The 26132-nt window shown below is 56.2% G+C and carries 30 protein-coding genes and 1 tRNA gene; 14 read left to right on the top strand and 17 right to left on the bottom strand.

Features of this window, described 5'->3' with window-relative positions; all coding sequences use genetic code 11:
- Window positions 1–8 precede the first annotated feature (8 nt).
- The 3 genes from mutY to mutM form a co-directional block, all read right to left on the bottom strand.
- Entirely contained in the window at window positions 9–1166 is a 1158-nt protein-coding gene (gene mutY / locus QN370_RS01905; RefSeq protein ID WP_322128884.1) for an A/G-specific adenine glycosylase, read from the bottom strand.
- Window positions 1167–3104 carry a dynamin family protein gene (locus QN370_RS01900; protein WP_322128885.1) on the bottom strand — a complete coding sequence of 646 codons (1938 nt, stop codon included), beginning with the start codon at window positions 3102–3104 and terminating at the stop codon, window positions 1167–1169.
- Window positions 3105–3175: 71 nt separating this feature from the next.
- Window positions 3176–3997: a bifunctional DNA-formamidopyrimidine glycosylase/DNA-(apurinic or apyrimidinic site) lyase gene (gene mutM / locus QN370_RS01895; RefSeq protein WP_322128886.1), complete on the bottom strand. Its 822-nt coding sequence runs from the start codon at window positions 3995–3997 to the stop codon at window positions 3176–3178.
- Between the two features lie 132 nt (window positions 3998–4129).
- Between mutM and QN370_RS01890 the strand changes: the two genes are divergently transcribed.
- The 9 genes from QN370_RS01890 (at window position 4130) to QN370_RS01850 (ending at window position 12764) form a co-directional block, all read left to right on the top strand.
- Window positions 4130–5920 (top strand): tetratricopeptide repeat protein, encoded by a 1791-nt coding sequence (locus tag QN370_RS01890; protein WP_322128887.1) that lies wholly within the window; start codon window positions 4130–4132, stop codon window positions 5918–5920.
- Window positions 5917–6525, top strand: coding sequence for a lipoprotein insertase outer membrane protein LolB (lolB, locus tag QN370_RS01885; protein ID WP_322128888.1), 609 nt, complete (start codon window positions 5917–5919; stop codon window positions 6523–6525). The genes QN370_RS01890 and lolB overlap by 4 nt, the downstream gene beginning before the upstream one ends.
- The gene (ispE, locus tag QN370_RS01880) at window positions 6525–7382 is read left to right on the top strand and encodes a 4-(cytidine 5'-diphospho)-2-C-methyl-D-erythritol kinase (RefSeq protein ID WP_322128889.1); all 858 of its coding nucleotides are present in this window, start codon (window positions 6525–6527) and stop codon (window positions 7380–7382) included. Before lolB ends, ispE begins: the two co-directional genes overlap by 1 nt.
- Window positions 7383–7458: 76 nt before the next feature.
- Window positions 7459–7535: transfer RNA gene (locus QN370_RS01875), tRNA-Gln, on the top strand.
- 126 nt (window positions 7536–7661) lie between these two features.
- Entirely contained in the window at window positions 7662–8612 is a 951-nt protein-coding gene (locus QN370_RS01870) for a ribose-phosphate pyrophosphokinase (protein ID WP_322129203.1), read from the top strand.
- A 165-nt stretch (window positions 8613–8777) separates the two neighbouring features.
- The gene (locus QN370_RS01865) at window positions 8778–9416 is read left to right on the top strand and encodes a 50S ribosomal protein L25/general stress protein Ctc (protein ID WP_322128890.1); all 639 of its coding nucleotides are present in this window, start codon (window positions 8778–8780) and stop codon (window positions 9414–9416) included.
- 110 nt (window positions 9417–9526) lie between these two features.
- Window positions 9527–10114 (top strand): aminoacyl-tRNA hydrolase, encoded by a 588-nt coding sequence (pth, locus tag QN370_RS01860; RefSeq protein ID WP_322128891.1) that lies wholly within the window; start codon window positions 9527–9529, stop codon window positions 10112–10114.
- Window positions 10115–10242: 128 nt separating this feature from the next.
- The gene (gene ychF / locus QN370_RS01855) at window positions 10243–11334 is read left to right on the top strand and encodes a redox-regulated ATPase YchF (RefSeq protein WP_322128892.1); all 1092 of its coding nucleotides are present in this window, start codon (window positions 10243–10245) and stop codon (window positions 11332–11334) included.
- Window positions 11335–11669: 335 nt separating this feature from the next.
- Window positions 11670–12764, top strand: a complete 1095-nt coding sequence (locus QN370_RS01850; protein WP_322128893.1) for a sensor domain-containing diguanylate cyclase — start codon at window positions 11670–11672, stop codon at window positions 12762–12764.
- A 7-nt stretch (window positions 12765–12771) separates the two neighbouring features.
- Here QN370_RS01850 and QN370_RS01845 read toward each other — a convergent pair whose 3' ends face one another.
- The 4 genes from QN370_RS01845 to QN370_RS01830 all read right to left on the bottom strand — a co-directional run bounded on the left by QN370_RS01845 (window position 12772) and on the right by QN370_RS01830 (window position 14671).
- Window positions 12772–13032 (bottom strand): YfhL family 4Fe-4S dicluster ferredoxin, encoded by a 261-nt coding sequence (locus tag QN370_RS01845; protein ID WP_322128894.1) that lies wholly within the window; start codon window positions 13030–13032, stop codon window positions 12772–12774.
- Between the two features lie 9 nt (window positions 13033–13041).
- Window positions 13042–13530 carry a pantetheine-phosphate adenylyltransferase gene (gene coaD / locus QN370_RS01840; RefSeq protein ID WP_322128895.1) on the bottom strand — a complete coding sequence of 163 codons (489 nt, stop codon included), beginning with the start codon at window positions 13528–13530 and terminating at the stop codon, window positions 13042–13044.
- A 37-nt stretch (window positions 13531–13567) separates the two neighbouring features.
- Window positions 13568–14230, bottom strand: coding sequence for a 16S rRNA (guanine(966)-N(2))-methyltransferase RsmD (gene rsmD / locus QN370_RS01835; RefSeq protein ID WP_322128896.1), 663 nt, complete (start codon window positions 14228–14230; stop codon window positions 13568–13570).
- A 96-nt stretch (window positions 14231–14326) separates the two neighbouring features.
- Complete coding sequence (locus QN370_RS01830) at window positions 14327–14671, bottom strand: hypothetical protein (protein ID WP_323581664.1); 345 nt, start codon at window positions 14669–14671, stop codon at window positions 14327–14329.
- On the opposite strand from QN370_RS01830, the gene ftsY reads away from it, so the two are divergent.
- The 4 genes from ftsY to rpoH all read left to right on the top strand — a co-directional run bounded on the left by ftsY (window position 14556) and on the right by rpoH (window position 18238).
- Window positions 14556–15497, top strand: coding sequence for a signal recognition particle-docking protein FtsY (ftsY, locus tag QN370_RS01825; RefSeq protein WP_323581663.1), 942 nt, complete (start codon window positions 14556–14558; stop codon window positions 15495–15497). The two genes, QN370_RS01830 and ftsY, sit on opposite strands and share 116 nt — an antisense overlap.
- A gap of 19 nt (window positions 15498–15516) precedes the next feature.
- Complete coding sequence (locus QN370_RS01820) at window positions 15517–16191, top strand: cell division ATP-binding protein FtsE (protein ID WP_322128897.1); 675 nt, start codon at window positions 15517–15519, stop codon at window positions 16189–16191.
- Window positions 16188–17120 carry a cell division protein FtsX gene (locus tag QN370_RS01815; RefSeq protein ID WP_322128898.1) on the top strand — a complete coding sequence of 311 codons (933 nt, stop codon included), beginning with the start codon at window positions 16188–16190 and terminating at the stop codon, window positions 17118–17120. Before QN370_RS01820 ends, QN370_RS01815 begins: the two co-directional genes overlap by 4 nt.
- A gap of 221 nt (window positions 17121–17341) precedes the next feature.
- Window positions 17342–18238, top strand: coding sequence for an RNA polymerase sigma factor RpoH (rpoH, locus tag QN370_RS01810; protein ID WP_322128899.1), 897 nt, complete (start codon window positions 17342–17344; stop codon window positions 18236–18238).
- A gap of 47 nt (window positions 18239–18285) precedes the next feature.
- Here rpoH and QN370_RS01805 read toward each other — a convergent pair whose 3' ends face one another.
- Genes QN370_RS01805 through QN370_RS01785 form a run of 5 tightly spaced genes read right to left on the bottom strand, consistent with a single transcriptional unit; the run spans window position 18286 to window position 22280 of the window.
- Window positions 18286–18909, bottom strand: a complete 624-nt coding sequence (locus QN370_RS01805; RefSeq protein WP_322128900.1) for an SCO family protein — start codon at window positions 18907–18909, stop codon at window positions 18286–18288.
- A gap of 5 nt (window positions 18910–18914) precedes the next feature.
- Window positions 18915–19802 carry a heme o synthase gene (gene cyoE / locus QN370_RS01800; RefSeq protein WP_322128901.1) on the bottom strand — a complete coding sequence of 296 codons (888 nt, stop codon included), beginning with the start codon at window positions 19800–19802 and terminating at the stop codon, window positions 18915–18917.
- A gap of 23 nt (window positions 19803–19825) precedes the next feature.
- Window positions 19826–20938 (bottom strand): COX15/CtaA family protein, encoded by a 1113-nt coding sequence (locus QN370_RS01795; RefSeq protein ID WP_322128902.1) that lies wholly within the window; start codon window positions 20936–20938, stop codon window positions 19826–19828.
- Between the two features lie 6 nt (window positions 20939–20944).
- On the bottom strand, window positions 20945–21571 hold the full coding sequence (locus QN370_RS01790; protein WP_322128903.1) for a cytochrome C oxidase subunit I: 627 nt from the start codon (window positions 21569–21571) through the stop codon (window positions 20945–20947).
- Entirely contained in the window at window positions 21558–22280 is a 723-nt protein-coding gene (locus QN370_RS01785; protein WP_322128904.1) for an SURF1 family protein, read from the bottom strand. Before QN370_RS01785 ends, QN370_RS01790 begins: the two co-directional genes overlap by 14 nt.
- A gap of 93 nt (window positions 22281–22373) precedes the next feature.
- Between QN370_RS01785 and QN370_RS01780 the strand changes: the two genes are divergently transcribed.
- Window positions 22374–22574 (top strand): twin transmembrane helix small protein, encoded by a 201-nt coding sequence (locus QN370_RS01780; protein WP_322128905.1) that lies wholly within the window; start codon window positions 22374–22376, stop codon window positions 22572–22574.
- A gap of 80 nt (window positions 22575–22654) precedes the next feature.
- Here QN370_RS01780 and QN370_RS01775 read toward each other — a convergent pair whose 3' ends face one another.
- Genes QN370_RS01775 through ctaD form a run of 5 tightly spaced genes read right to left on the bottom strand, consistent with a single transcriptional unit; the run spans window position 22655 to window position 26122 of the window.
- The gene (locus QN370_RS01775) at window positions 22655–23515 is read right to left on the bottom strand and encodes a cytochrome c oxidase subunit 3 (protein WP_322128906.1); all 861 of its coding nucleotides are present in this window, start codon (window positions 23513–23515) and stop codon (window positions 22655–22657) included.
- A gap of 20 nt (window positions 23516–23535) precedes the next feature.
- On the bottom strand, window positions 23536–23760 hold the full coding sequence (locus tag QN370_RS01770; RefSeq protein WP_322128907.1) for a DUF2970 domain-containing protein: 225 nt from the start codon (window positions 23758–23760) through the stop codon (window positions 23536–23538).
- A 16-nt stretch (window positions 23761–23776) separates the two neighbouring features.
- Window positions 23777–24367: a cytochrome c oxidase assembly protein gene (locus QN370_RS01765; protein WP_322128908.1), complete on the bottom strand. Its 591-nt coding sequence runs from the start codon at window positions 24365–24367 to the stop codon at window positions 23777–23779.
- A gap of 1 nt (window position 24368) precedes the next feature.
- Window positions 24369–24476 (bottom strand): cytochrome oxidase small assembly protein, encoded by a 108-nt coding sequence (locus QN370_RS01760; protein WP_322124172.1) that lies wholly within the window; start codon window positions 24474–24476, stop codon window positions 24369–24371.
- A 38-nt stretch (window positions 24477–24514) separates the two neighbouring features.
- On the bottom strand, window positions 24515–26122 hold the full coding sequence (ctaD, locus tag QN370_RS01755) for a cytochrome c oxidase subunit I (protein ID WP_322128909.1): 1608 nt from the start codon (window positions 26120–26122) through the stop codon (window positions 24515–24517).
- Window positions 26123–26132 lie beyond the last annotated feature (10 nt).

Raw genomic sequence — 26132 nt, 5'->3', positions numbered from 1 at the left:
ATCGACGACTACCGGGCTGTGCGCGCCGACGCAAACAAGTCTTCATCCCGAAACAGTGCCAGCAATAACTTTTTGACTGGTGCCGGCAAAGGTGCGTCGGCCAACCCCTGCAACGGATACCAGACATGGCTATCCTGACCGACTCGGTCAAGCCGGCGCGACAGACGTACTTCGTACGGCGATATCTGCAACTTAAAATGCGTAAAGACATGTGAAAATGGCGTCAGCCGTGCACACGATACCGGCACGCCGAATGGTGCCAGTGCCTGCTCCAGCCGTTGCTTGAAAACCGTGCTGTCGTTCTCGTCATCAATGTCCGCCGGCGCTAACGCATCAACTTCCGGCAGTGACAACAAACCACCCCAGATACCGCTGTCAGGGCGCTGTTCCAGCAACACGTGACCCTGATCGACCACAACCAGCATCGCCGTCTGGCGTTGCGGTACAGCTTTCTTTGGTTTGCGCACGGGCAACAGATCGACGCGATCGGTCGCCAGCGCAACGCACCGTTCGGCCAGCGGGCAGCGCGAGCAATCGGGCCGACTACGTGTGCACAGTGTGGCACCCAGGTCCATCAAGCCCTGCGTGTAACGCTCGATCCCGTCCAGCGGCAACAGGTCGACCGCACGCCGCCATAACTGGTCCTCGACCGGTTTGCTTCCAGGATAACCATCGACGCCAAAAACACGGGCGAATACGCGCTTCACGTTACCGTCAAGTATCGCTGCCCTCGTGCCATAGGAAAATGCCGAAATAGCGGCGGCCGTGGAACGACCGATACCGGGCAAATCAGCCAGCAACTCGGGATCGCTCGGAAATTTTCCGCCATACTCCGCCACGACGCGCCGGGCGCACTGGTGCAGATTGCGGGCCCGCGTGTAGTACCCAAGACCGCTCCAGTGCGACATCACTTGCTCCGAACTGGCATTGGCCAGTGCGTCGACATCCGGAAAACTCGTCAGGAATTTTTGATAATAAGGAATGACTGCCGTGACTTGGGTCTGCTGCAACATGATCTCGGACAACCAGACGCGATACGCATCACGCGTGTTTTGCCAGGGCAGCGCATGGCGGCCGTGGCTTTGTTGCCAGTCAATGACTGCAGTGGAAAAACTTGGGTCAGCGTAAGCGCCAGCGGAAATGGTGCGACTGATTCGTGGTTGCACTCAGGACGCCATTTCGAGCGCAACCAGCTCAGCCTGAACCGCCGTCCTGAGCGAACTTTCGAGCAGCATCAAACGGGCGTAGTCCGTCGACAATTCCGCTTCCATCTGTTCAAAAGCCGTCACTTTTTCTTCCAGACTATCTGTCGCAAGATGAATACGCTCGATGGACTGACGCCGGCGTTTCAACTGCGCCTTGTGCTCCCTTATCTGCCCTTCGAGGGGGGCCATGACGACTTTGAGCCAAGCGTCGACATCGCGGTTGGCCTGCAAAAAACTTTGCTTGACACGCGAGGCAATCGAATCAAAAAACTTTTGCATCAGAACGGCCGTGCGAGTGGTCACAATGGCGGCAGTGCCAAACTGACGCTGGTAGATCACTTCGATCATGCGGATTTCTTTCACGTATTTGTCGAGAGAAAACGGCATCGGGGTGGACAATGCCAATCCATGCTCGGTTGAAAATTTACGGTACATGACGGTCATCATCGCAGAGATTTCATCCGTCTTCATTGACGACAAGTACAGGTTGTTCTGGACCTGCTCGAAGAACCGCCGCACTGCTTCGCGAAATCCAGAAGAAAAAATGCTGCCCTCCATGGCCTGTCGCGTCAACCGGATATCCTGCTTCAGGATATCCATGCCAAGGCTGGTGAAGACGTCGTTCGACAACCGTGCAAACACCGCGCGCGTACCTTGCAGCTTGATGAGGCTTTTATCGAATTCGCGTTTCTCGATATCAATGCGCTTCATCATGTGATCGATGATGTTCTGGTTTTTCCCGCGCAGACTTTTCAGTTCGAGCAACTGCTCGACAACATTGCGGGTACGGGTCAGCAACTGGGCCCGCTTGGCCGCAGTCAGCTCGTCAATGTTACCGTCAAGCTGGCTGCGGATAATATGCTGACGAGCCGGAATCAGCTGCTCCGACAGCGCATTTTCGAGTGTTGGCATGCGACTGCGGATAAGTAAAGGAAGGTCATGATTGATCTTTCCAACCAGTCCTTTTTGCGCAGAGACAGGAAATATCTGGTTCTCCTGCAAACCTAGCAATTGTGCCGCGCTGCTCACCTGCTGGCAGATCTGCTGCTCGACTTCATCGGCTGAACGCAACTCGTCCCACATGCTGTCGATTTTATTGAGTACGACCATGCGACCGGCACCGGCACCAATATGGTCGCGCCAGATCGTGATATCGCTCTTGGTCACACCTGTGTCGGCGGCCAGAATGAACAGGACTGCATGGGCATTGGGAATCAGGTTCAGGGTCAGCTCGGGCTCGGTACCAATGGCATTGAGCCCCGGCGTATCGATGATGACCAGACCTTGCTGCAATAACGGATGTGGGAAATTGACGATGGCATGTCGCCAGCGCGACACCTCGACCAGGCCATCGGCATCGGCTGCCAACGCGCGGTCCGGATCGTTTTCGTCATACAGGCCATAGCTGTGCGCTTGTGCGACCGTCACGCGCTTGGTCAGACTGACCTGCCGGAACGCGTCCTGCATCCCATCACCGGACGACAAGTTCAGAGGCAACACGGTCCAGACTTGTTGCTCTGACTTTAGATCGGCAGTCGATTTCCCGTGGGCTCGGGTTTCAATCGGCAAGAGCCGGATCGAGGGCGGGAAGGTTTCGTCGTACAACAATTCGGTCGGACACATCGTGGTTCTGCCAGCAGACGAAGGCAAGATACGTTGACCGTAACCAGCGAAGAAAATCGCATTGATCAGCTCGGATTTTCCGCGCGAGAATTCGGCGACGAATGCGACGGTCAGTTTGTCAGTCGATAGCCGGACAGCCATTTGCTCGATGCGCTGTTGACTGTCCGGGTCCATTAACTGCACCGCCTCGACATGATCACGATAGGCGGCTAACGCAGTCAGAACTTCGCCCCGCCAGCCACCGTACTGTTCGAATTTTCGAAAAAGATCACTCACGCTGTTTCCTCACGGTGCTTTATTGCTAACGGACCGGAACTGCACAAAAGTCGTCTCTGGCTGCCCGCCTGTTATTTTTGGCAATACACGCAATAAAAGGTTGAACGCTGCCCCTGTTTGATCTGGCGCACCGCCGTTCCGCATACACGACATGGCTCGCCAACTCGATCATAGACGAAATAGCACTGCTGAAAATAGCCCGACTGTCCATTTGCGCCCACAAAATCACGCAAAGTACTGCCTCCTTGGGCAATTGCTGCCAACAACGTGTCCTGTATCTCCTTGGCCAGACGGGTGTACCGCACCAGCGCAATGCGACCAGCGGGTGTCTTGGGATGAATCCGGGCCCGGAACAAGCTTTCGGAAGCATAGATATTGCCGACCCCAACCACCACATCGCCTGCCAGCAAAACCTGCTTGATCGCTGCGCTACGGCCGCGCGTCTGATGGAACAGGATTTGCGCGAGCTGCGTCGCACCCAGCGGTTCGATGCCCAGCCCGCGCAACAGGACATGCTGTTCCAGCGGCCCGTCCTGCTGGGCATGCCACAGCACGGCACCAAAGCGCCGTGGATCGGTCAGCCGCATCAGTTGATCGCCGACCACCAGATCAAAATGATCATGCTTTTCCGCCGGAGTCGATAACGGCAGGATGCGCAAGTGACCGGACATGCCGAGGTGGATCAGCAACGTACCGTGATCGAAGCTGATCAGCAGATATTTGCCACGCCGCCCGGTCGATCGCACGGTGCGTCCGACCAGCGTCGTTTCCAGATCGGGCGGGAACGGCCAACGTAATCCGCTGCGGCGCATGACAACGGCAGCAACGACGCGGCCATCCAGATGGGGAGCGATACCCATGCGGGTCACTTCTACTTCGGGCAATTCGGGCATGGCGGGAGGAAACTCCAGGTAGCAGGAAAAAACTGATGCGGTGCAGGCTGTTGCCGGCATACCCGCAGCGGCACGCGGATTGGACTGGTTACGCGTAGAATGAAATTTTGCTAGGCCAGACAGGATTAACCCTTGAAAACAACCTTCGCCATTGTAACCTTGTCGCTCTTGTTATCGGCCTGCGCCACCCGGTCGGGAACAACACGTCCGGCTGTCACCGCGACAGTCGAGGTGCCCGTCACAAGTCAGGCAGCGATTGTTCCTGACGAGGTCCCCGGCAATGCTGAAAATGTTGCCAACGAAGGACTGCCACCGGTCGAGCTGACCGAAGAACTGATGTACCAGCTGCTGACTGCCGAAATCGCTTTCCAGCGTGGTGATTGGCAGCCGGCTTACATCAACATGATTTCGGTGGCACAGCAAACCCGTGATCCCCGCGTCGCACGACGCGCCGCTGAAATGGCTATTGCAGCCAAGAAGCCAGAGGAAGCGATGGTCGCAATCCGGTTCTGGCGCACGCTGGCACCAACATCTGACGAAGCTACTCAGTATTACGTTGGCATGATCCTGCTCGGTGACGACCTGAGCGAATTTCAGGAAGTGTTCGCACTGCGCTTGCGCGATGTCCGACCACAAAGCCGCCCTCTTTTGATATTGCAGGTCCAGCGGCTGCTATTGCGCGCCAAAGACAAGAACGAAGCATTCAAGGTCATGGAAAAGCTGGTCGCGCCCTACCTGGATCTGGCAGAAGCACACATTGCCCTGGCTCAGGCCGCATTCAGCAGCAATGACCCTGTCCGTGCCCGCACCGAGGCCATGCTCGCGCTCAAAGCCAAACCTGACTCGGAAATCGCAGCACTGACGCTGGCGCAAATCATCCCCGACAAAGCGGAATCGGCGCAATCTTTGCGGTCCTTCCTGTCGGCACATCCGGACAGTCGCGAGATACGCATTGCCTATGGCCGTATGCTGATCGAACAGAACCTCTACGATCAGGCGAGCAAGGAATTTGAAATCCTGCTCAAGGATCAGCCGGAAGACCTGACCACGCTGTTTGCACTCGGCATACTCGGCACCCAAACCAACAACTTGAAGAGAGCCGAGCAATTTCTGACGACGTATCTGAAGGTACTGTCCGAAAACCCGACCGAAAATCGCGATCCGGCACAGGCGCTGCTGGTGCTTTCGCAGATCGCGGAAGAGCGCAAGGACACCAATGCAGCGCTTGCTTACCTGTCCCGCATCGAGCCCGGCGAAGCCTACTTTGGCGCGCAAATCAAGCGCGCCCAGATCATGGGAGAACGCGGAGAATTGACCAGTGCGCGCCAACTGCTTGCCGAGTTTCCCGGTACCAGCGAACTTGAGCAGGTGCAGGTAATCCAGACTGATGCGCAAATCCTGCGTGATTCGGACTTGCAGCAGGATGCCTACCGAGTCCTCGAAACCGGTGCACTGCGCTTCCCCGAGAACATCGACATCCTGTACGACTTCGCGATGGCGGCCGAAAAATCAAACCAGGTCGACAAAATGGAGCTCGCGCTTCGTAAAGTCATCAAGCTGGCACCCACCAACCAGCACGCCTACAACGCACTGGGCTACTCGCTGGCAGAACGCAACCTGCGACTGCCGGAGGCATTCAAACTGATCGAGCAGGCCGTGAAGCTGGCACCAAACGATCCGTTCATCCTTGACAGCATGGGCTGGGTCCAGTACCGGCTGGGCAAGCTGGCGGAAGCCGAAACCCTGCTGCGGCGGGCCTATACATTGCGCCCGGACACCGAAATCGCAGTCCATCTCGGTGAAGTATTGTGGGTGCGCGGCGAGAAAGCCGATGCACAGCGATTCTGGCGTGATGCCCGCACTAAAGACCCAAAGAATGACTCGTTGAAAAATACGCTCACGCGCCTCCAGGTGGACCTTTGATCCACGTCATCATGCGTTGCGGTGTGCTGTCGTGCGCACTGCTAGCCGGCTGCGCGAACATGGCACCACTACCGACGACATCAACGCGAACCAGCGAGCCCACTGCAACCATCGACCTCGGTGGGAGACTCTCGGTACGCTATCAGCGCAATGGCAGCGAAGAAGCCATCCATGGCAGCTTCAGTTGGTCGCAAAGCGCTAACCGGACGCTGGTGACGTTAATGTCGCCGCTAGGCCAGACACTTGCTACCATCGATATCTCGCCGGGCGAAGCGATCCTGACGCAAGCCGGACAGCCGGTGCGCCGTGCCACCGACCCGGATGCGCTGGCAGCAGAAGCGCTTGGCTGGCCGATGCCGGTGGCCGGTTTGCGCGACTGGCTTCAAGGTCGTGCCACCGACGCGAACGGCCAGCAAGTAATCGCCTCGCCAGACAGCACTACCCCCATCCTGACCCGGGATGGCTGGACGCTGCAATATGGCAGTTGGGACACGGATGGTCCGACCGGCACGGCCCATCCGAAGCGCATTGACCTCGCGCGCACCACACAGGCCGCCGGTAACGTCGCAATCCGGATCGTCATTGACAACTGGAAACCGGCTTGATGTCACTCCCGTTACGTACGCTGCGGGATTGCCCGGCTCCCGCCAAGCTCAACCTCTTCCTCCATGTGACAGGTCGCCGCGCAGATGGCTATCACCTTTTGCAAAGTGCTTTTCAGCTGATCGATCGCAATGATCTGCTGCACTTCGACGTGCGCGATGACGGCGTGATCAGGCGCACGACAGAGGTCGCCGGCATTGCGCACGATAGTGACCTGATCGTACGTGCGGCACGCCTGCTGCAAGAAGCCACCGGGAGCCGGTACGGTGCCGATATCGCGATCGAAAAAAAATTACCCTTGGGAGGCGGACTAGGTGGAGGCTCATCCGACGCGGCCACGACGATGATGGCACTCAACCATTTGTGGCAGACCGGCATGACCAGGCCAGAAATGCAGCAGCTGGGCCTGCAATTGGGTGCCGATGTACCGTTTTTTCTCTTCGGTACCAACGCCTTTGCCGAAGGGGTCGGCGAACAACTCGTCCGGCTTGATACCCCGGAATCCTGGTTCCTGATTATCGAACCGGGAGTCTCCATACCAACCCCCGTAATATTTGCATCTTCGGAATTGACAAGAAATTCTAAACCCGTCAGAATGCTGGACTTTTCCGGGGCTCTCGTTGGCTTCGGTAGAAATGATCTGCAAACTGTGGCGATGGATTTATTTCCGCCGGTTGCCGAAGCCATACAATGGCTCGGAGGTCCGGAAGCTGCGAGAATGACGGGTTCAGGCGCTTGTGTATTTCGCACCTTCAGCACACAAGACGAAGCAGCCGCCATGCTTGAAAAAGTGCCGCACCGCTGGAAGGCGTGGGTAGCCAAAGCACTGAAGCAGCACCCACTGATGCATTTGCAGTGACAAGCAAGAAGATTTTTTTGACGTTGCATCAGACGCGGTTCACCGCGACAATGCAGCGGCATTAGTAAAGTTGCGTAGGGGAATCGCCAAGCCGGTTAAGGCACTGGATTTTGATTCCAGCATTCGAAGGTTCGAATCCTTCTTCCCCTGCCATTGATTTAATAGAGCAAGCACTAGCAAGCACCAACAAGTACAAATGCAAGCCGCCAACGCATGACTGAAACGTCGGGCCCGGGCGGCATTTTTATTTTCAACGACCGCTTTACAGGACACTTCACCATGGCACTCGATAACCTGATGGTTTTTACCGGTAACGCAAACCCGGATCTGGCGCTTGGTGTCGCAAAACACCTCGGTATTGAGCTGGGCAAAGCGGTTGTTTCCAAGTTTTCTGATGGTGAAATTGTCGTCGAGATCAATGAGAATGTGCGCGGCAAGGATGTTTTCGTCCTGCAATCAACGTGCGCGCCGACCAACGATAGCTTGATGGAATTGATGTTGATGGTCGATGCGCTCAAGAGGGCATCCGCAGGCCGCATTACCGCCGCGATCCCCTACTTCGGTTACGCTCGCCAGGACCGTCGTCCGCGCTCGGCCCGCGTCGCCATCTCGGCCAAAGTCGTGGCCAACATGTTGCAGGAAGTCGGTGTCGAACGCGTGCTGATCATGGATCTGCATGCCGACCAGATTCAGGGCTTCTTCGACATTCCGGTCGATAATATTTATGCATCGCCGATCCTGCTCAGCGATCTGGTTGCCAAGAACTACGATGATCTGCTGGTCGTTTCGCCGGATGTCGGCGGCGTCGTGCGCGCCCGTGCATTGGCCAAGCGCCTCAATTGCGATCTGGCCATCATCGACAAGCGCCGTCCGAAGGCCAATGTCTCCGAAGTGATGAACATCATCGGTGAAGTCGAAGGCCGCAACTGCGTGATTATGGATGACATGGTCGACACGGCAGGCACCCTGGTCAAGGCCGCAGAAGTGCTGAAAGACCGTGGTGCCAAAAAAGTCATCGCCTACTGTACTCATCCGGTCCTGTCTGGTCCGGCGATCGAACGTATCAATGCCTCGACGCTGGACGAACTGGTGGTCGTCGACACCATCCCCCTGTCAGAAGCAGCCCGCGCGTGCAGCAAGATACGCCAGTTGAGCTGTGCAGCGCTGCTGGCAGAGACTTTCCGCCGGATCAGTACCGGCGACTCGGTGATGTCCCTGTTTGCAGAGTAATTGTCAAAACGCTGAACCCTTTGCAGCAATGCGAAGGTCGGTGAAATCCGCAGTCGCAAGCGGAGTCACCAAACCCCGGATGCGCCAGTCGTATCCGTTTTCGAATCCCCTGGTCGCGGGGGATTTTTATCGCAAGGCATTGCCTTGCAACATTTGGAGCAACACATGAAAGTTATCGCATTTGCACGCACAGCACTGGGGACCGGAGCGAGCCGCCGCCAGCGCATTGCAGGCCAGACCCCAGGTATCGTCTACGGTGGTAGCGGCGTTCCCGTCAACATCAGCCTCGACCACAACGCGCTTTACCACGCATTGAAAAAAGAGACATTTCACTCGTCGATTCTCGACCTTGAAATCGACGGCAAAGTCGAAAAAGTCCTGTTGCGCGATTTCCAGGTCCACGCCTACAAACAACTCGTTTTGCATGCTGACTTCCAGCGCGTCGATGCCTCGCAAAAAATCCACGTCAAGGTGCCTTTGCACTTCATCAATGGTGATGCATCGCCAGCGGTCAAGATGTCGGCCGGTATCATCAGCCACGTGATCAGCGAACTCGAAGTCACCTGTTTGCCTGCAGACCTGCCAGAGTTTCTGACAGTCGACCTGGGCGAGCTGGAGATCGGTGCTTCGATTCACCTCGAAGATCTGAAATTGCCAAACGGCGTGAGCCCAGTGATTCACGGTGGCGATGACAATCCAACGATCGCTGCTGCATCGGTTCCTGCCGGTCGCGTTGAAGAAGCAGCAGATGCTGCGGCTGCTTTGGCGGCACAGGCTGCTAACGCACCTGCTGACAAGAAGTAATTTGCTGTTCGGTCCGGCACATTGCCGAACCAATGAAAAGCCCGTCCTTCGCGACGGGCTTTTTTCATGCGGAATCCGCGATAATCACTTTTTGAATAGTCAATTCCATCATGGCCATACGACTGATTGTCGGTCTGGGCAACCCCGGACCGGAATACGAACAAACCCGTCACAACGCCGGCTTCTGGCTCATTGATAACCTTGCCAATGGAATCGCCCGCTGCAAGCTGGTACGAGAAGCACGTTTTAATGCATTCGCTGCGAAGGCAAGCATCAACAATCAGGAGATCTGGCTGCTCGAACCGCAGACCTTCATGAACCGCTCAGGCCAGTCAGTCGGTGCACTCGCCAGGTTTTACAAGATTGCCGTCGATGAAGTGCTGGTGGTACATGACGAACTGGACTTGTCGCCAGGGATAGCGCGTCTCAAGAAGGGCGGCTCGTCTGGCGGGCACAACGGCCTCAAGGACATCACGGCGGCACTCGGATCACAAGACTACTGGCGTCTGCGCATCGGCATCGGCCATCCGCGCACGCAGGGCTCGCAGCAGCCTGTCGCCGATTACGTGCTGCACCGTCCGCGCAAGGAAGAACAGCCGCTGCTCGATGAAGCAATTGCGAAGAGCCTCGATGTGATTCCAATGCTGTGCGACGGCAAGTTCGAGGCAGCCACGATGCTGCTGCACACGGCAAAATGACGATAGCGACCATTGCGGGCCTTCCCGATCAGTCGCCCAGATTGCGCAGCACTGCGCATTTGCGCGGTCCCGTCCCGCCGCTACGGTAAAATAGCGCCTTAAATTTTCTTTCCAGCAAAGTACACATCATGAGCCTCAAATGCGGCATCGTCGGCCTCCCGAACGTCGGCAAATCCACCCTCTTCAATGCGCTGACCAAGGCCGGCATTCCGGCTGAAAATTATCCGTTCTGCACGATCGAACCCAACGTCGGAATGGTCGAGGTACCAGATCCACGCATGGACGCCTTGTCAGAAATCGTCAAGCCACAACGTGCTGTTCCTACGACGGTCGAATTCGTTGATATCGCCGGCCTGGTCGCGGGCGCATCCAAAGGCGAAGGTTTAGGCAACCAGTTCCTGGCACACATCCGCGAAACCGACGCGATCGTCAATGTGGTGCGCTGCTTTGAAGACGACAACGTCATCCACGTAGCCGGTCGCATTAATCCGCTCGATGACATCGAAGTCATCCAGACCGAGCTGGCGCTGGCCGATATGGCTGCAGTCGAAAAAGCCATTCATCGCGAAAGCAAGAAAGCCCGCTCCGGCGACAAAGACGCCGCCAAGCTGGTGACTATTCTCGAACGCATCATGCCGCAACTTGATTTGGCGCTGCCGGTGCGGGCAATGGGACTCGATGCCGAAGAAATGGCACTGATCAAGCCGCTGTGCCTGATTACCGCCAAACCTGCAATGTATGTTGGCAATGTCTCGGACACCGGCTTCACGAATAATCCGCTGCTGGACCAGCTGACCGAGTATGCGAAAAAGCAGAACGCGCCGGTGGTCGCCATTTGCGCAGCCATCGAATCCGAAATCTCGGACCTCGAAGATGCCGACAAGGCCGAGTTCCTGGCCGACATGGGCATGACGGAGCCGGGTCTGGATCGCCTGATCCGCTCTGCCTACACCTTGCTCGGACTGCAAACCTACTTCACGGCAGGCGTCAAGGAAGTCCGTGCCTGGACCATCCACGTCGGCGACACCGCCCCCCAGGCGGCCGGTGTGATTCATACCGACTTCGAGCGTGGCTTCATTCGCGCGCAGACCATTGCCTATGACGATTTCATCACCTTCAAGGGCGAAGCAGGTGCCAAAGATGCAGGCAAGATGCGCGCCGAAGGCAAGGAATACGTCGTCAAGGACGGCGACGTACTGAACTTCCTGTTCAACGTTTAGAGACCACCCTTGCATCGACATCAGCTGATCCCGCCATTGCGCGGGATTTTTTTATGGCCGGATGCCTGGAAGATTTTTCTGCCAGAGGCACGCCATCGCTCTCGCTGAGAGGTCGTTAATGACATTCGAATACGGCATGCATTTATCCGGCGCGCTGCCTGCCAAACAATCTGTACAGCCACGCGAAATCTAAGCACAGCACCGCATCACCGCCATTACCTTCAGTTACTGCGGGGATTCTCAATGTTTGCAGGCGAGATGATCGTCATTGCCTGATAACATAAAGGTACTATTGGTAGAATTATTCTTCTCATACATGATCGGAAACTGCCCGAATGACGAACAAGCTGGTCACTGAAAATATCCAATTGCGTGACCGCCTCGTGTTGCTACTGGAGCAGGCCCAGCGCAATCAGCAAATCATGCGTCGCCACCAAGCGATCGATTTGAAGTTCATCGCCGCCAACAGTTTGCGCGAACTCATCGAATGTATTTTCGATACGCTTTCCGAATCCTCCCAACTTGATGTCGTGACCTTGTGCCTGATCGACACCGAATACGATATCCGCCGCATCATGGTCGACCTGGCGCTGGACCAGGCGGAGTTCCCGAATCTGCTGTTCATTGACCGTGAAGCCGAACTCGGGCTAACACTGGCGAAAATATCGCATCCGGTACTGGGCCGCTTCAGTTCAGCACGACATGGCGTCATTTTCCCGAAGCAAGTCCTGACACCCGCCAGCGTTGCGGTAGTGCCGCTACTACGTCGAGGATGCCTGATTGGCTGCCTCAGTCTTGGCAGCCTGCATGAAGGACGCTTCGCCAGTGGCATGGCGAGCGACTTCATTGAACACCTCGGCTCCATCATTGCGATCTGCCTTGAAAACGTCATTAACAATGAGCGTCTCAAACGCATCGGCCTGACCGATTCGCTGACTGGCGTGAATAACCGTCGCTATCTGGAACGACGCTTGCAGGAAGAGATCGGCCGCACCCGGCGTCAGGAATGTCCGTTGTCCTGCATGTATATCGACATCGACCACTTCAAGAAAATTAATGACAGTGCGGGCCATCAGGGTGGCGATGAAGTGCTGCAGCAGGTTGCCTTGCTGATCAAGGCAGAATTGAGACTCAGCGACGCGCTGGGACGGTTTGGCGGGGAGGAATTCGTGGTCTTGCTAATCGATGCTGGCCTGTCTCACGCGCTGGTGGTGGCCGAGCGCATCCGTGCCAGCATCGCAAGCCAGCCTATCGTGTTATCGGATGGCACGCCGCTGGCCGTGACCGTCTCGATAGGAGTGACCGAACTGGTTGCTGCTGATCGTGTTCACCAGATCGAAAAGACGGCACAACAAATTGTGTCCCGAGCCGATGAAGCACTGTATCGCGCCAAGGAGAGTGGTCGTAACCGGGTAGTCGGCGCGCCGTAGCGCTTGTCTAGACGCTGCTTTTCTTGCTCTGAAGACGATCGAACTTGAGCAATAGTTCGTCCTTGCTCTCGCGCCAGGCCGGATCAAACGGAATACAGCTGACCGGACACACCTGCTGACATTGCGGCTCATTGAAATGCCCAACGCATTCGGTGCATTTGCCCGGATCGATCTGATAAATTTCCGGGCCAAGGAAAATGGCGTCGTTGGGACACTCCGGCTCGCACACGTCGCAATTAATGCATTCGTCGGTGATCAGAAGTGCCATGGCTTTGGGTTACTCCTGACCAGCAGCGATTTTTTCCTTGAGCCATTTTTCGACCGAAGGAAAGACAAACTTTGACACATCGCCGCCGAGCAAGGCGATCTCTCGCACGATGGTGCCAGAAATGAATTGATACTGATCGGATGGCGTCAGGAAAAGCGTCTCGACTTCCGGCAGCAAATACCGATTCATGCCGGCCATCTGAAACTCGTATTCAAAATCCGATACCGCACGCAGACCACGCACAATGACGCGGGCATCGTGTCGGCGCACGAAATCCTTGAGGAGGCCGGAAAAACTTTCGACCACCACGTTCGGATAATGCCCCAGCACTTCATTGGCGATAGTGAGTCGCTCTTCAAGATCGAAGAACGGCCTTTTGTTCTTGCTGTCGGCGACGCCGACAATGAGCTTGCCGAACAGGCCCGACGCACGACGCACCAGATCTTCATGACCTCGTGTAAGTGGATCGAATGTACCTGGATAAATTGCTGTGACCATCTTTGCTCCCTGGAGTGTCACTATTTTCGAACCCGCATTATGCCTCAATTACGTGCAAATTCTGGCGTTGCAACAAATGGAAGAACACCACTCCAGCTTGATCCGCACGAACAACTTCCCAGCCGCGCAACCATTCCGGCATTGTCGCGCTATCAATTGGCTTTTCGGTTTCAACATAAATGTAGCCGCCTGCGGCCAGCAAGTCGGCGCATAGCGGAAACATCGCCGGCAGCAAATCGGCATGGAATGGCGGATCCAGAAAAATCAGTTGATAACGGTCAGCGGGACCCGTCAGACGTCGCTGCAGCCCTTGCGCCACGGTGCGGGCATCGCCACGCAGGATACTGACCTGGCTGGCACTCAACTTGTCTCGCGTCGCTTCGAGCTGGCGCACCACGGCCTGGCTTTCTTCGACCAGCATCACCCGCGCAGCACCACGACTCGCCGCTTCCAGTCCCAGTGCGCCGGTACCTGCAAACAGGTCGAGACAGGCAACGCCGAACCACTGACCGTCAAGCAGGTGCGTGAGCCAGTTAAACACGGTTTCACGTACTCGATCCGGCGTCGGGCGCAAGCCGGCGGCCTCCACCACAGGCAGCGGGGTGCGTTTCCAGTCGCCGCCAATGATACGAACCTGATGAGTCAGGGCTGGGCGCGGACGCGGTTTGGGAGCGGGTTTCTGACTCGGTTGTTTGGACATGATCATGGGCAAAAAGTAAATAGTCGTTGCGTCAGCCAGATTCCTGCACGACGGTCGCGAATGGATTCGGAGTATAGCCAATTTAACTGCACAAAATCATTGATGCTGCGACAACCACGGAGAATTGGTGGCGCTGCGCTCTGCTAGAATGCTTGCTGACTCAGCTTTCCGTGCGCAGCCGTTCTGCGAAGCCTCCAACCACACTCCGATGTTCAGCTTCTTCAAAAAAAAACCAAAGACCGAGCCTGAGCTCGCGCCCGTACCTGCAGCCTTGCCGGACAGGGTGCCTCTCACGGAGATCGCCGCTCCGTCCACGCCGACAGAAATACCCGTTCCACCGACACCACCAGCCGAAGTCAAGCGCTCCTGGCTGGCACGACTGAAATCAGGGTTGTCAAAAACATCGGCGAATTTGACGACGCTGTTTATCGGTGCGCGCATTGATGACGACTTGTACGAGGAACTCGAAGCGGCCCTCCTGATGGCCGATGCCGGTGTCGACGCGACGCACTTTCTTTTGTCGGAACTGAAGCGTCGCGTCAAAGACGAGAAATTGACCGAAGCCACGCAAGTCAAGTCGGCATTGCGCAAACTGCTGATTGCCTTGCTTAGTCCATTACAGAAACCACTGGAACTGGGCCGGCATCAACCCATGGTGATGATGATTACCGGCGTCAATGGTGCCGGCAAAACGACCACCATCGGCAAACTGGCCAAGCACCTGCAAGCCAACAACCAGTCCGTGTTGCTGGCTGCCGGTGACACGTTTCGCGCAGCAGCACGCGAGCAACTGACGATCTGGGGCGAGCGCAACAATGTCGCGGTGATCGCCCAGGAGTCAGGTGATCCGGCAGCGGTGGCATTTGACGCGGTGCACTCGGCCCAGGCGAAAAAGACCAATGTAGTGATGATCGATACCGCAGGCCGGCTGCCTACCCAGTTGCACCTGATGGAAGAGCTCAAAAAAATCAAACGCGTGATCGCCAAAGCCATGCCGAGCGCACCACATGAAATTTTGCTGGTCATCGATGGCAATACCGGCCAGAACGCACTGATGCAAGTCAAGGCCTTCGATGACGCACTCGGCTTGACCGGTCTGGTCGTCACCAAACTCGATGGCACGGCCAAGGGTGGCGTATTGGCTGCGATCGCCCGAACCCGGCCGATACCGGTGTACTTCATTGGCGTCGGCGAACAAATTGAAGACCTGCAACCGTTTAACGCTGATGAATTCGTCACCGCCCTGCTAGGCGAAGCAACTGACTAAGGCCACCCTTTCTGCTCCCATGATCGAATTTCAACAGGTTTCCAAACACTATCCCGGTAACGCGGTCGCGCTGTCCGACATCACGCTCGACATCGCCGATGGCGAGATGGTGTTCCTCGCCGGTCCCTCCGGAGCAGGCAAATCGACGTTACTCAAATTGATCGCCGCAATCGAGCGGCCAAGCAGCGGCAAGGTGAGCGTGCACGGCCAGGATATCGGAAAACTCAGTCGTGCCGGCCTGCCCTACCTGCGACGTAATCTGGGATTGATCCTGCAACAGCAGCGCCTGTTACCCGACCGCACCGTACTGGCCAATGTAATGCTACCGCTGCTTGTCTGTGGTGCAAGCCGCGCCGATGCAACAAGGCGTGCCAGTGCCGCACTGGAACGGGTCGGCTTGCTGGACAAGGCACTGGCCGCCCCGCTGTCGCTGTCGGGCGGTGAACAGCAACGCGTGACCATTGCCCGCGCCATCGTCAACCGGCCGCAAATCATCCTGGCTGACGAACCCACCGCCAACCTTGACCGCGACAGCGCCAACCAGGTACTCGACGCGCTGAAGTCATTTCATGGTGCCGGGGTGACTTGTGTCATCTCATCGCACGATGAACAAATTCTTGGTACCGCAGCCCGCGTCATTTATCTGAAACAAGGCCAGCTGGTTGATAGCTGGCCAGCAAGGACCACCGCATGAATACCTGGCTGAGGCAACACGGCTACGCATTACGTCAGGCGTACCGCAACGCGGTTGCAGCGCCAGCGAGCTTCCTGATCAATGCCGTGGTCATTGCGATCGCCTTCGCCCTGCCACTGACCGGCCTGACCGTGCTGGAAAATCTTCGGCCAATGTCCGGGCAACTGGTGGTCGAACCGGAAATCAGTGTCTTCATTGACATGGCCGTGTCACGCGATGACGCACTCGCGCTCGGCAAGACGATTCGCCGGGTTCTGGAAGAGAGCAAGCATCCCGGTAAAGTCGAGTTCCTGCCGCGCGAAAAAGCCCTCGACATGCTCAAGCAGCAATCTGGCTTTTCCGAGTCGGTGGACATACTGGGTACCAACCCGCTACCAGACGGCTATCTGATCAAGCTGCCAAGCTTTGACAATGCCGTTGATGCCGGTGCGATCGATACCGTCGCGGCCAGCCTGCAGAAACTGGCTGGCGTAGAGCATGTCCAGGTCGACTCGGCCTGGATCAAGCGTCTGTCGGCACTGGTCCACTTGCTGAGTGTCGTACTCGTGATCCTGGCCAGTACACTCGGCATCGTCGTGGTGACGGTGGTTTTCAATACGATTCGTCTGCAAGTGTTGACGCAACGCGATGAAATTTCTGTATCGCAGTTAGTTGGCGCCACCGACTCTTTCATTTATCGTCCGTTCTATTACACCGGTGCCTTGCTCGGCTTCTTTGCTGCGGGCCTTGCCATGGCGTCAGTGGCATTGGTGTTGCGGCCAATTAATGCAGCAGTGGCCGAATTCGCCCGGCTTTATGCGTCAGAATTCATGCTGGTATCGCTGGGTCCGCTCGCTTCCTCGCTGTTGCTAGGACTAGGTGCCTTGCTCGGCGTGGCAGGTGCGGTGTTGTCAGTGTCGCGACATCTGTCGTCGCCTGATACACGCTGACAACATTTCGACAACAAGACTATTGCAACTTCATTGCCTCAATCTGTTCAAATCCGTGAACGACAAACGGCACAACCTGACGTCACTCCATAGCCTGACACTATCCGGAACTTCCGCTATAGCCATTAGCACTCATCCTGTCAGAGTGCTAAGATGCTCTGTGTAGCGGCCGGTTTGTCTCGATAACTGGTCTTTTCCTCTTAAGGAAGCAAGGAGAACTAATGAAAACAACAGCAACTGAAACCGCAACGGTCGCGCCAGGCAACGCTCTGGCCCTCGGTTTTACCGGCACCCTCGGCAATATCGATTCCTATATCTCGGCAGTCAATCGTTTGCCAATGCTCACGCACGAAGAAGAAATGTCGCTGGCACGCCGCCTGCGAGACCAGAACGATCTGGGTGCAGCCCAAGGCATGGTGCTATCGCACTTGCGTCTGGTGGTTTCGATTGCGCGCGGCTACCTCGGTTACGGCTTGCCACATGCTGACCTTATTCAGGAAGGTAACATCGGCTTGATGAAAGCCGTCAAACGGTTTGATCCTGATCAAGGTGTGCGATTAGTCTCGTACGCAATGCACTGGATCAAGGCTGAAATGCACGAGTACATCCTGAAGAACTGGCGCCTGGTCAAAGTCGCCACGACAAAGGCGCAGCGCAAATTATTTTTCAATTTGCGCAGTCACAAGACAGGTCTTGATTCGATGACACCAGCGCAGGTCGAGGCATTGGCTCAGACGCTCAACGTCAAGCGCGAAGAAGTCATCGAGATGGAAACCCGTTTATCAGGCCGGGACATCGCGCTGGAAGCGCCAACGGATGACGAAGATGACAAGTTCGCACCGATCGCCTATCTGTCTTCTGACCGCAATGAACCAACCAACGTGCTGGAAGCGCAGCAATATGACCGGCTACAAAGTGATGGCTTGTCGCAAGCACTGAACAAGCTCGATGAACGCTCGCGTCGTATTGTCGAAGCAAGATGGCTCGCCAATGACGATGGTTCAGGTGCGACGCTGCATGAGCTTGCCAAGGAGTTTGGCGTATCGGCCGAGCGGATTCGTCAGATCGAAGCCGTTGCATTGAAGAAGATGAAAGGCACGCTGGCCGCCTTCGCGTAAAGCAGGCTTGTCCAGTAAAAAAGGGCGCTTTTGGAAGCGCCCTTTTTTTATGATTGGTCCAATAGCAGCTTGATATCATGCGCAATCGGTGCCGCACCCTGACCGTGCTTGACGAATAACCGCACCCGGCCTTGCGGATCAAAGACGTAGCTGCCCGCCGTATGATCAATGGTGTAACTACCGGCAGATTTACCGTCGACTTTTTGATAAAAGATCTTGAATTCCTTCGCTACGGCAGCGGTTGCCGCCATGTCTCCGTACAGGCCGAGGAAACGAGGATCAAAAGCAGGTACGTACTTGGACAGCAACTCTGCAGTGTCGCGTTCAGGATCGAGCGTCACGAACAACACCTGAACCTTGTCGGCTTGCGGACCCAGTTCTTTCATCACGGCAGCCATTTCAGCCATCGTGGTCGGACAAACGTCCGGGCACTGCGTATAACCAAAAAATATCAGGACGGCCTTGCCCTTGAAATCAGCCAGCGTGCGTGGCTTGCCATTGTGATCGGTCAACGCAAAATCTTTCGCGTATTGCAAACCGGTCACATCGGTATTCTTGAACTGGCTATCAACCGGTGAAAATTTCATGTCCCCGACACTGGACTGCTTTTGTTCGCAACCGGCGAGGACGGTCAGGGAAAGGAGTAGCAGAAGACTAGGAATCAGGCGCATGAGGTTCAAATCTTATAGTAGTGATCGACTAGCAACGCGGCAAACAGCAATCCGAGGTACAGAATCGAATAGGCAAACATCTTGCGGGAAACCTGGTCCGTGTAATGTTTGTAGACCTGCCAGGCGTACCACATAAAAACAATGTCCAGCAAAATCACGCTGACCAGATAGATCAGACCACTCATGTTCACCGCGTACGGCAGGAAAGTGGTTGCGACCAATGCAATTGTGTACAACCAGATATGGAACTGCGTGAATACCATCCCGTGGGTAATCGGCAGCATCGGCAAACCGGACTTGGCATAGTCATCGCGCCGATACAATGCCAGCGACCAGAAATGCGGTGGGGTCCAGATGAAGATAATCAGCACCAGAATCCAGGCCTGCATCGGCACATCATTGGCGATCGCGGCCCAACCGAGGGCCGGTGGCATGGCGCCGGCCAAGCCGCCGATGACGATGTTCTGCGGGGTCGCGGGCTTGAGGATAATCGTATAAATAATCGCGTAACCGACGAAGGTGGCGAAGGTCAGCCACATGGTCAGCGGATTGACGAAGTAGTACAGCGTCCAGGTGCCGGCACCGCCGATCACGCCGGAAAAAACCAGTGTTTGCGGCACCGTAATGTCACCACGCGCCATCGGTCGCCGTGCGGTACGCGCCATGCGTGCGTCGATCTCTCGCTCAACGAGGCAGTTGACCGCGAAGGCAGCGCCGGCCAGCAACCAGATACCAATCGTCGCAGGCAAAGCGATGCGCCAGTCAGGTAGCTCCGGCGTCGCGAGAAACATGCCGATGACGGCGCAAAATACCGCCAACTGCGTTACTCGTGGTTTGGTCAGCGCCCAGTACTGGGAAAATCGGTTTGGCGTAGAAGAAGTCAGCGTGGTCATTCAGCGAGAGTCTGGGGGAATTGTCAGGACGCCGACGGCGTGCGAGTGGCAAAAGCTGGCGCGCCTTGATGCGCCAGTCGGATTTTGTAGTTTAACATGGTCACTAACAGCACCAGTAATGCCGCGCCCGCATTGTGCATGACAGCGATCGCCAACGGCCAGTTGAAATAGACGGTAGCCAGCCCGGTGCACAGTTGCAAGGCCAGCGCTGCCAGCACTGCCCGTCCTATCGTCTGCAACCCGTCAATCCGTGATGCGCGCCAGGCAACCCAGCCAAGCACCGCAAACACCACGAAGGCAAAGCTGCGATGGACGAAATGAATCGCTGTCAGCGCCGGAAATGGCAGGAACTCCCCATCGACCGTCATGCCCAGTTTACGCCACAGCGCAAAGCCGTTTTCGAAATCCATGTCAGGCCACCAGTGCCCATGACACAGTGGAAACTCGGTACACGCCAGCGCCGCATAATTGGTACTGACCCACCCACCAAGTGCCAATTGCACCAGCAACAGTGCTGAGGCAACCAGCACCGGTAACCGCAGGCTGGACGCCTGCATGGCGACCGGAGGGTGAGCACGCTGGCGGGCATTGAGCCAGGTCAGCATCGACAACAGCCCGAGCCCGAGTAACAGATGTCCTGTGACGATGATCGGTTGCAGCTTCATCGTCACCGTAAAAGCGCCGAATGCGCCCTGCATGCAAACGAACAGAAACAGCAGCGTCGGCATCGTCGGTGAGAACCGCTGGTCGCTGCGCGCCGACTTCAGCCAGCGGATCCACGCAATCATCATCAGCGACACGATCAGGACACCGACACCCATGGCCAGGTAACGATGCGTCATTTCGATCCAGGCTTTGAAAATTGTTACCGGACCGTCCGGCATGGCGGTCTGTGCCGCGCTGATCATGGCATGGGCCTGCAGCGGATTGGCGTGCCCGTAGCATCCGGGCCAGTCAGGGCAACCCAGTCCGGAGTCAGTCAGGCGCGTAAATCCGCCAAAAATGATCAGGTCGAAAGTCAGGAACAGTGTGACCCATGACAGCTTGCGGTATTTATCGGCATCGGCCGACACCCAGACAATTGACAGCGGCAACAGTGCTGCCAGTACACCCATGATGGCTAGTTGAATCAGCATCGCCCGTTATCCTATACTGGAAGCTTTGAGCAACTTGCCAAGATCTTTCTTGATCAGGTTGGGATCACGATCTTTCGGAAAGCGCATCATCAACCGGCCAAGCGGGTCGATCAGGTAAATGTGATCGGCGGCCGTGGCACCGGTTTCTGCTGGCAGCCACCTGGTCACGGCATCAGCCCGCGATCGCAGCATGACTGTGCCGTCGAACTCACGAATCAATAGCGTTTCCAGTGGCACCTTGTCGGTAATCAGCCAGACGCGTTCAATCCGGTCGCGCTCGCGCCCTTGCGCCACTCTCAGTTGGCGGATGTCATAGAGTTTCTTGCTGCAAGCGTCGGCACAAGCGCCACCATCCACCGTCAGCATGATCCACTTCCCCTCAAGCGCTTTCAGCTCCATCGGTGTGCCATCCAGCGTCGTGGTGTTCAGATCGGCCGGAATCGGATGTGTCACGTAATCGATGAAGTCACCATAGTTGGTGCGTGCCTGAGGCTTGATCACGTAATACGTGAAATACGACGCGACCAGCGGGAAGGCGCAGACCCCGATGATGGCGAACAGTTTCCAGCGGCCCGATGCTTGACGATTGATGGGTGGCACGGCAGGGGTGGGGGTTTGGTCAGTCTGGTTCACGTCTGAATCCTGTCAGTACAAAAAAAAGAAAAGCCATCACAGCCAGTGCATACCACTGGAATGCATAACCGCGATGCATGTCGATACCATTTGACGGTTTTGGCCAGTCACGGATGAGGCCATCTTGCGCAACGTCGGGCGTAGTCGCCTGCTCGATCAATATCGGTTGCATGGCCAGATTCGATGCCCTGGCCAAATCACTTATCTCGAGGTTCTGTAATAGCGCGCCGGGCTTGAGTTCAGCCGCACTGCCCAACTGCATCACGCGACCGGCATGGAGACGCGCGGTACCACTGATCTCAAGCTCGCCGGTCGGGGTCTGGTAAGGCAGCATTATGGCCCGATTTGCCTTGTTGAGCCCGATCCAGCCACGCTCAACCAGCACATGCGTGGTGCTGCCTGCGATCCGAAATGGCATCACGACATAGAACCCGGGACGACCATCTTGCGGCCGATTATCGAGATAGACCGGCCAGTCACTGACGAACTGACCGCGCACGCTGACGCGGCGGTATTCAAGCTCGTCGGCCTGCACTGGCAACGTGCCGAGAGTGATCACCGGAGCCAAGGCACGGGCCGTCAGCTGCGTCTCGATGGACTGCTTTTCAGCGGCGCGACGGGTTTGCCATTGGGCGAGGACGACACCTAGCAACACGAGCAACGCGGCAGCGACAAAGGGAATTAAGCGGAAGTGGAATCGGATTCGCATTACAATCAATTTTTAACACAGGCCACTATTTGGTGCTCTGCATGCGTTTTTGCGCAGTCGGAAGCGGGTACCGGAACGGCACGATTGCATTCCATGAAAATTCTCATCGCCATTGGCTTCATCCTCATCATCGGCAGCCTCGGCTCGGCATTCGTATTCCTGATGAAGGACAAGGGCAAAACTAACCGAACCGTTTATGCACTGGCAATGCGGGTCGGATTTTCGATCGCCATGTTTGTCTTGCTACTGGTCTCTTACAAACTGGGTTGGATACAGCCTACCGGAATTCACTGATACTTGCCGGCTTGCGCCATCCGTAAAAAAGCCGCACCGAGGTGCGGCTTTTTTACGGCCGGGAAATATCGGCAATGGCGTTACAGCCAGTACACCACGACATACAAGCCGAGCCAGACCACGTCGACAAAGTGCCAGTACCACGCTGCACCTTCAAAGCCAAAATGCTGGTCGGCAGTGAAGTGTCCTTTGAGCACACGATACAGGATCACGGACAGCATGATCGCGCCGAGCGTTACGTGAAAACCATGGAAGCCGGTCAGCATGAAGAACGTCGAACCGTAAATGCCGGACGTCAGTTTCAGGTTCAGTTCCGAATACGCATGCATGTATTCATAAACCTGAAAACCCATGAATACGGCACCCAGCATGATTGTTGCGAACAACCACGCAGCAGTTTGCATGCGATGGCCGAGGCGAATCGCGTGATGCGACAAGGTCAGCGTCACACCGGATGTGAGCAGCAGTGCCGTGTTAATTGTCGGGATCGGGAATGGGCCCATGGTAGTGAACGACTCAACGGTACCCGCCGGGCCGATACTGCCCCATTGCCCTGCAAAGTCAGGCCACAGCACTTTATGGTCCAGATCGGACAACCAGGGCATCGTTATGCTGCGGGCATAAAACAGCGCGCCAAAAAAGCCGGCAAAAAACATCACCTCGGAAAAAATAAACCAGGCCATGCTCCAGCGATAAGACACGTCAATTCGCGCGCTGTATTTGCCGCCCTCGGATTCGGCGATCGCATCACCAAACCATTTGTACAGCACGACTATTACAGAGAGCAACCCGATCATGTTGACCGGCATGCCCCAGGAAGTCCCGTTGACCCAGCCGGAAGCACCGAGCATGGTCACCAGCAACGCGGCACCTGCCATCACGGGCCATGCGGAAGGACCCGGTATGAAATAACTTGACGCGCCAGCTTGTTGAGCACTCATTCACATCTCCTGAACCAAATTTAAATTATGACTTTTGACAGCACTATTTTGACGATGATGATCAATACCGTGATCAGGATCAGCGCACCAAGTACGCCGGCGATGACCACGTGAACCGGATTGAAGTTCTCGCCGTCATTGACGGATTGCTTGCCTTTACCTAACCCGATAAAAGACCAGAATACGGCTTTCATCGTGCCAAAAAATGAGATTTTTTTGTTTGCTGCTTTATTCTTGTCCTGCATGTCACCGACCGCCTTCCTAATTGCTTGCCGTCTTGGCTGGCAAGCCCACCTCAAAAAACGTATAGGACAAGGTAATCGTCGTTACGTTTTTCGGCAAATTGGGATCCACATAAAACGCGACCGGCATTTGCCGTGCTTCGTTCGGACCCAGCGTTTGCTGCTTGAAACAAAAACACTCGACCTTCTTGAAGTAACTCGCCGCTTCCTGCGGTGCATAACTCGGTATGGCCTGCGCATTGATCGCGCGCGCTTCCTTGTTCACGACTTCATACACGACGTTCGCCATCTCGCCCGGATGCACCCGCACGCTGTTGACCGTCGGCCGGAAACGCCAGGGCCCCTGCGCATTGGCGTCAAACTCGACCGTCACATACCGCGAGGTATCCACCTGCGTGTTACGCACTGCCGTCGCAGCACTGGACTCCTGCGTACTCAACACATTCGAGCCAGTCAGCTCGCATATCTTTTTATACAGCGGCACCAGTCCGTACCCGAAACCGAACATCAGCACGGCAATCACCATCAACTTGCCCAGCATCAGGCCATTGATTTTTTTTGCGTAGCGTTTGTAACTCTCTTCTGTCTCGACTGGTTCCGGCGTCGTCACGTCAACCGAACCAGACGTGCTTGACCACGACACCGGCAAAAAACATGACGGCGATCGAGGCAAGAACCAGCGCAGTGCGCAAATTACTTGGTTTGTTTGGAGTAGCCATAAATGTCGTTGAAAGGCGGGCCGAAGCCCGCCCTCTCATCAGCCTTTGAAAACCGGAGCAACTTCAAATGTATGGAACGGTGCCGGACTTGGCACTGTCCATTCCAGACCTTCTGCACCATCCCATGGCTTGGCCAGGGCTTTTTCACCGCCGCGTATCGAAGGCAGTACCACCATGAACAGGAAGTACAGCTGCGATGCCGCGAAACCGGCTGCGCCTATCGAAGCCAGCATGTTGAAGTCAGTGAACTGCGCCGGATAGTCCGCGATACGACGCGGCATGCCGGCCAGACCCAGGAAGTGCATCGGGAAGAACGTAATGTTGAAAGTGATCAGCGATGCCCAGAAGTGGAACTTGCCGCGCGATTCCTTGTACATGTAGCCCGTCCACTTTGGACCCCAGTAGTAGAAGCCTGCAAACAGGGCAAACAGCGAACCGGCCACCAGTACATAGTGGAAGTGAGCGACCACGTAGTACGTATCATGCACGGCGATGTCGATCGGCGTGACGGCCAGGATCAGACCGGTGAAGCCACCCAGCGTGAACACGAAGATGAAGCCGATCGCAAACAGCATCGGTGTTTCAAACGACATCGAACCGCGCCACATCGTGGCAATCCAGTTAAAAATCTTCACGCCTGTCGGTACCGCAATGAGCATCGTGGCGTACATGAAGAACAGCTGGCCTGTGACCGGCATGCCGGAGGTGAACATGTGATGCGCCCACACCATGAACGACAGGATCGCGATGGATGCGGTGGCATAGACCATCGACGCGTAACCGAACAATTGCTTGCGTGCGAACGTCGGAATGATCTGCGAGATGATGCCGAAGGCCGGCAAAATCATGATGTACACCTCAGGGTGACCGAAGAACCAGAAGATATGCTGGTACATGACCGGGTCACCACCACCGGCAGCGTTAAAGAACGAGGTACCGAAATGGCGGTCCGTCAGCGTCATCGTGATGGCACCGGCGAGCACTGGCATCACGGCGATCAGCAAGTAAGCCGTGATCAACCAGGTCCAGCAGAACATTGGCATCTTCATCAGCGTCATGCCAGGAGTGCGCATGTTCAGAATCGTGGTGATGATGTTGATCGAACCCATGATCGACGAGGCGCCCATGATGTGGATCGCGAAAATCGCCATGTCCATGCCAGGTCCCATCTGCGTCGACAGCGGTGCGTACAGTGTCCAGCCGGCAGCAACCGCACCGCCCGGAACAAAGAACGAGCCCATCAACAGCAGCGCTGCAACCGGCAGCAACCAGAAGCTGAAGTTATTCATCCGGGCAAACGCCATGTCGGCGGCACCGATCTGCAATGGAATCATCCAGTTCGCGAAGCCAACGAAGGCCGGCATGATCGCGCCGAACACCATCACCAGTCCGTGCATCGTGGTCATCTGGTTGAAGAATTCCGGCCGCACCAGCTGCAAGCCCGGCTGAAACAGCTCAGCACGAATGACCAGCGCCATGACGCCGCCGGACAGGAACATGATGAAAGAGAACCACAAATACAGACTGCCGATGTCTTTGTGGTTCGTGGCGTACAACCAGCGACGCCAGCCTTGCGGGTGGTCGTCGTGGCCGTGATCGTCCCCGTGGGCGTGATCGTGTGCGTGATCGATTGTGGTAGCGCTCATCTCAATCTCC

This window comes from Actimicrobium sp. CCI2.3, assembly GCF_035019065.1.
In the GTDB taxonomy this organism is placed as follows: domain Bacteria; phylum Pseudomonadota; class Gammaproteobacteria; order Burkholderiales; family Burkholderiaceae_D; genus Actimicrobium.
Note: the sequence above shows the minus strand (reverse complement) of the source record. Positions and strands in the feature narration are given on the sequence as shown.

Bases quoted from the DNA above. Each gene is read 5' to 3' on its own strand.
- mutM (WP_322128886.1), bottom strand. From the start codon at position 3,997: ATGCCCGAATTGCCCGAAGTAGAAGTGACCCGCATGGGTATCGCTCCC.
- ispE (WP_322128889.1), top strand. From the start codon at position 6,525: ATGTCACTCCCGTTACGTACGCTGCGGGATTGCCCGGCTCCCGCCAAG.
- QN370_RS01870 (WP_322129203.1), top strand. From the start codon at position 7,662: ATGGCACTCGATAACCTGATGGTTTTTACCGGTAACGCAAACCCGGAT.
- QN370_RS01865 (WP_322128890.1), top strand. From the start codon at position 8,778: ATGAAAGTTATCGCATTTGCACGCACAGCACTGGGGACCGGAGCGAGC.
- pth (WP_322128891.1), top strand. From the start codon at position 9,527: ATGGCCATACGACTGATTGTCGGTCTGGGCAACCCCGGACCGGAATAC.
- ychF (WP_322128892.1), top strand. From the start codon at position 10,243: ATGAGCCTCAAATGCGGCATCGTCGGCCTCCCGAACGTCGGCAAATCC.
- QN370_RS01850 (WP_322128893.1), top strand. From the start codon at position 11,670: ATGACGAACAAGCTGGTCACTGAAAATATCCAATTGCGTGACCGCCTC.
- QN370_RS01845 (WP_322128894.1), bottom strand. From the start codon at position 13,032: ATGGCACTTCTGATCACCGACGAATGCATTAATTGCGACGTGTGCGAG.
- coaD (WP_322128895.1), bottom strand. From the start codon at position 13,530: ATGGTCACAGCAATTTATCCAGGTACATTCGATCCACTTACACGAGGT.
- rsmD (WP_322128896.1), bottom strand. From the start codon at position 14,230: ATGTCCAAACAACCGAGTCAGAAACCCGCTCCCAAACCGCGTCCGCGC.
- QN370_RS01830 (WP_323581664.1), bottom strand. From the start codon at position 14,671: ATGCGCGCACCGATAAACAGCGTCGTCAAATTCGCCGATGTTTTTGAC.
- QN370_RS01820 (WP_322128897.1), top strand. From the start codon at position 15,517: ATGATCGAATTTCAACAGGTTTCCAAACACTATCCCGGTAACGCGGTC.
- QN370_RS01815 (WP_322128898.1), top strand. From the start codon at position 16,188: ATGAATACCTGGCTGAGGCAACACGGCTACGCATTACGTCAGGCGTAC.
- rpoH (WP_322128899.1), top strand. From the start codon at position 17,342: ATGAAAACAACAGCAACTGAAACCGCAACGGTCGCGCCAGGCAACGCT.
- QN370_RS01805 (WP_322128900.1), bottom strand. From the start codon at position 18,909: ATGCGCCTGATTCCTAGTCTTCTGCTACTCCTTTCCCTGACCGTCCTC.
- cyoE (WP_322128901.1), bottom strand. From the start codon at position 19,802: ATGACCACGCTGACTTCTTCTACGCCAAACCGATTTTCCCAGTACTGG.
- QN370_RS01795 (WP_322128902.1), bottom strand. From the start codon at position 20,938: ATGCTGATTCAACTAGCCATCATGGGTGTACTGGCAGCACTGTTGCCG.
- QN370_RS01785 (WP_322128904.1), bottom strand. From the start codon at position 22,280: ATGCGAATCCGATTCCACTTCCGCTTAATTCCCTTTGTCGCTGCCGCG.
- QN370_RS01780 (WP_322128905.1), top strand. From the start codon at position 22,374: ATGAAAATTCTCATCGCCATTGGCTTCATCCTCATCATCGGCAGCCTC.
- QN370_RS01775 (WP_322128906.1), bottom strand. From the start codon at position 23,515: ATGAGTGCTCAACAAGCTGGCGCGTCAAGTTATTTCATACCGGGTCCT.
- QN370_RS01770 (WP_322128907.1), bottom strand. From the start codon at position 23,760: ATGCAGGACAAGAATAAAGCAGCAAACAAAAAAATCTCATTTTTTGGC.
- QN370_RS01760 (WP_322124172.1), bottom strand. From the start codon at position 24,476: ATGGCTACTCCAAACAAACCAAGTAATTTGCGCACTGCGCTGGTTCTT.
- ctaD (WP_322128909.1), bottom strand. From the start codon at position 26,122: ATGAGCGCTACCACAATCGATCACGCACACGATCACGCCCACGGGGAC.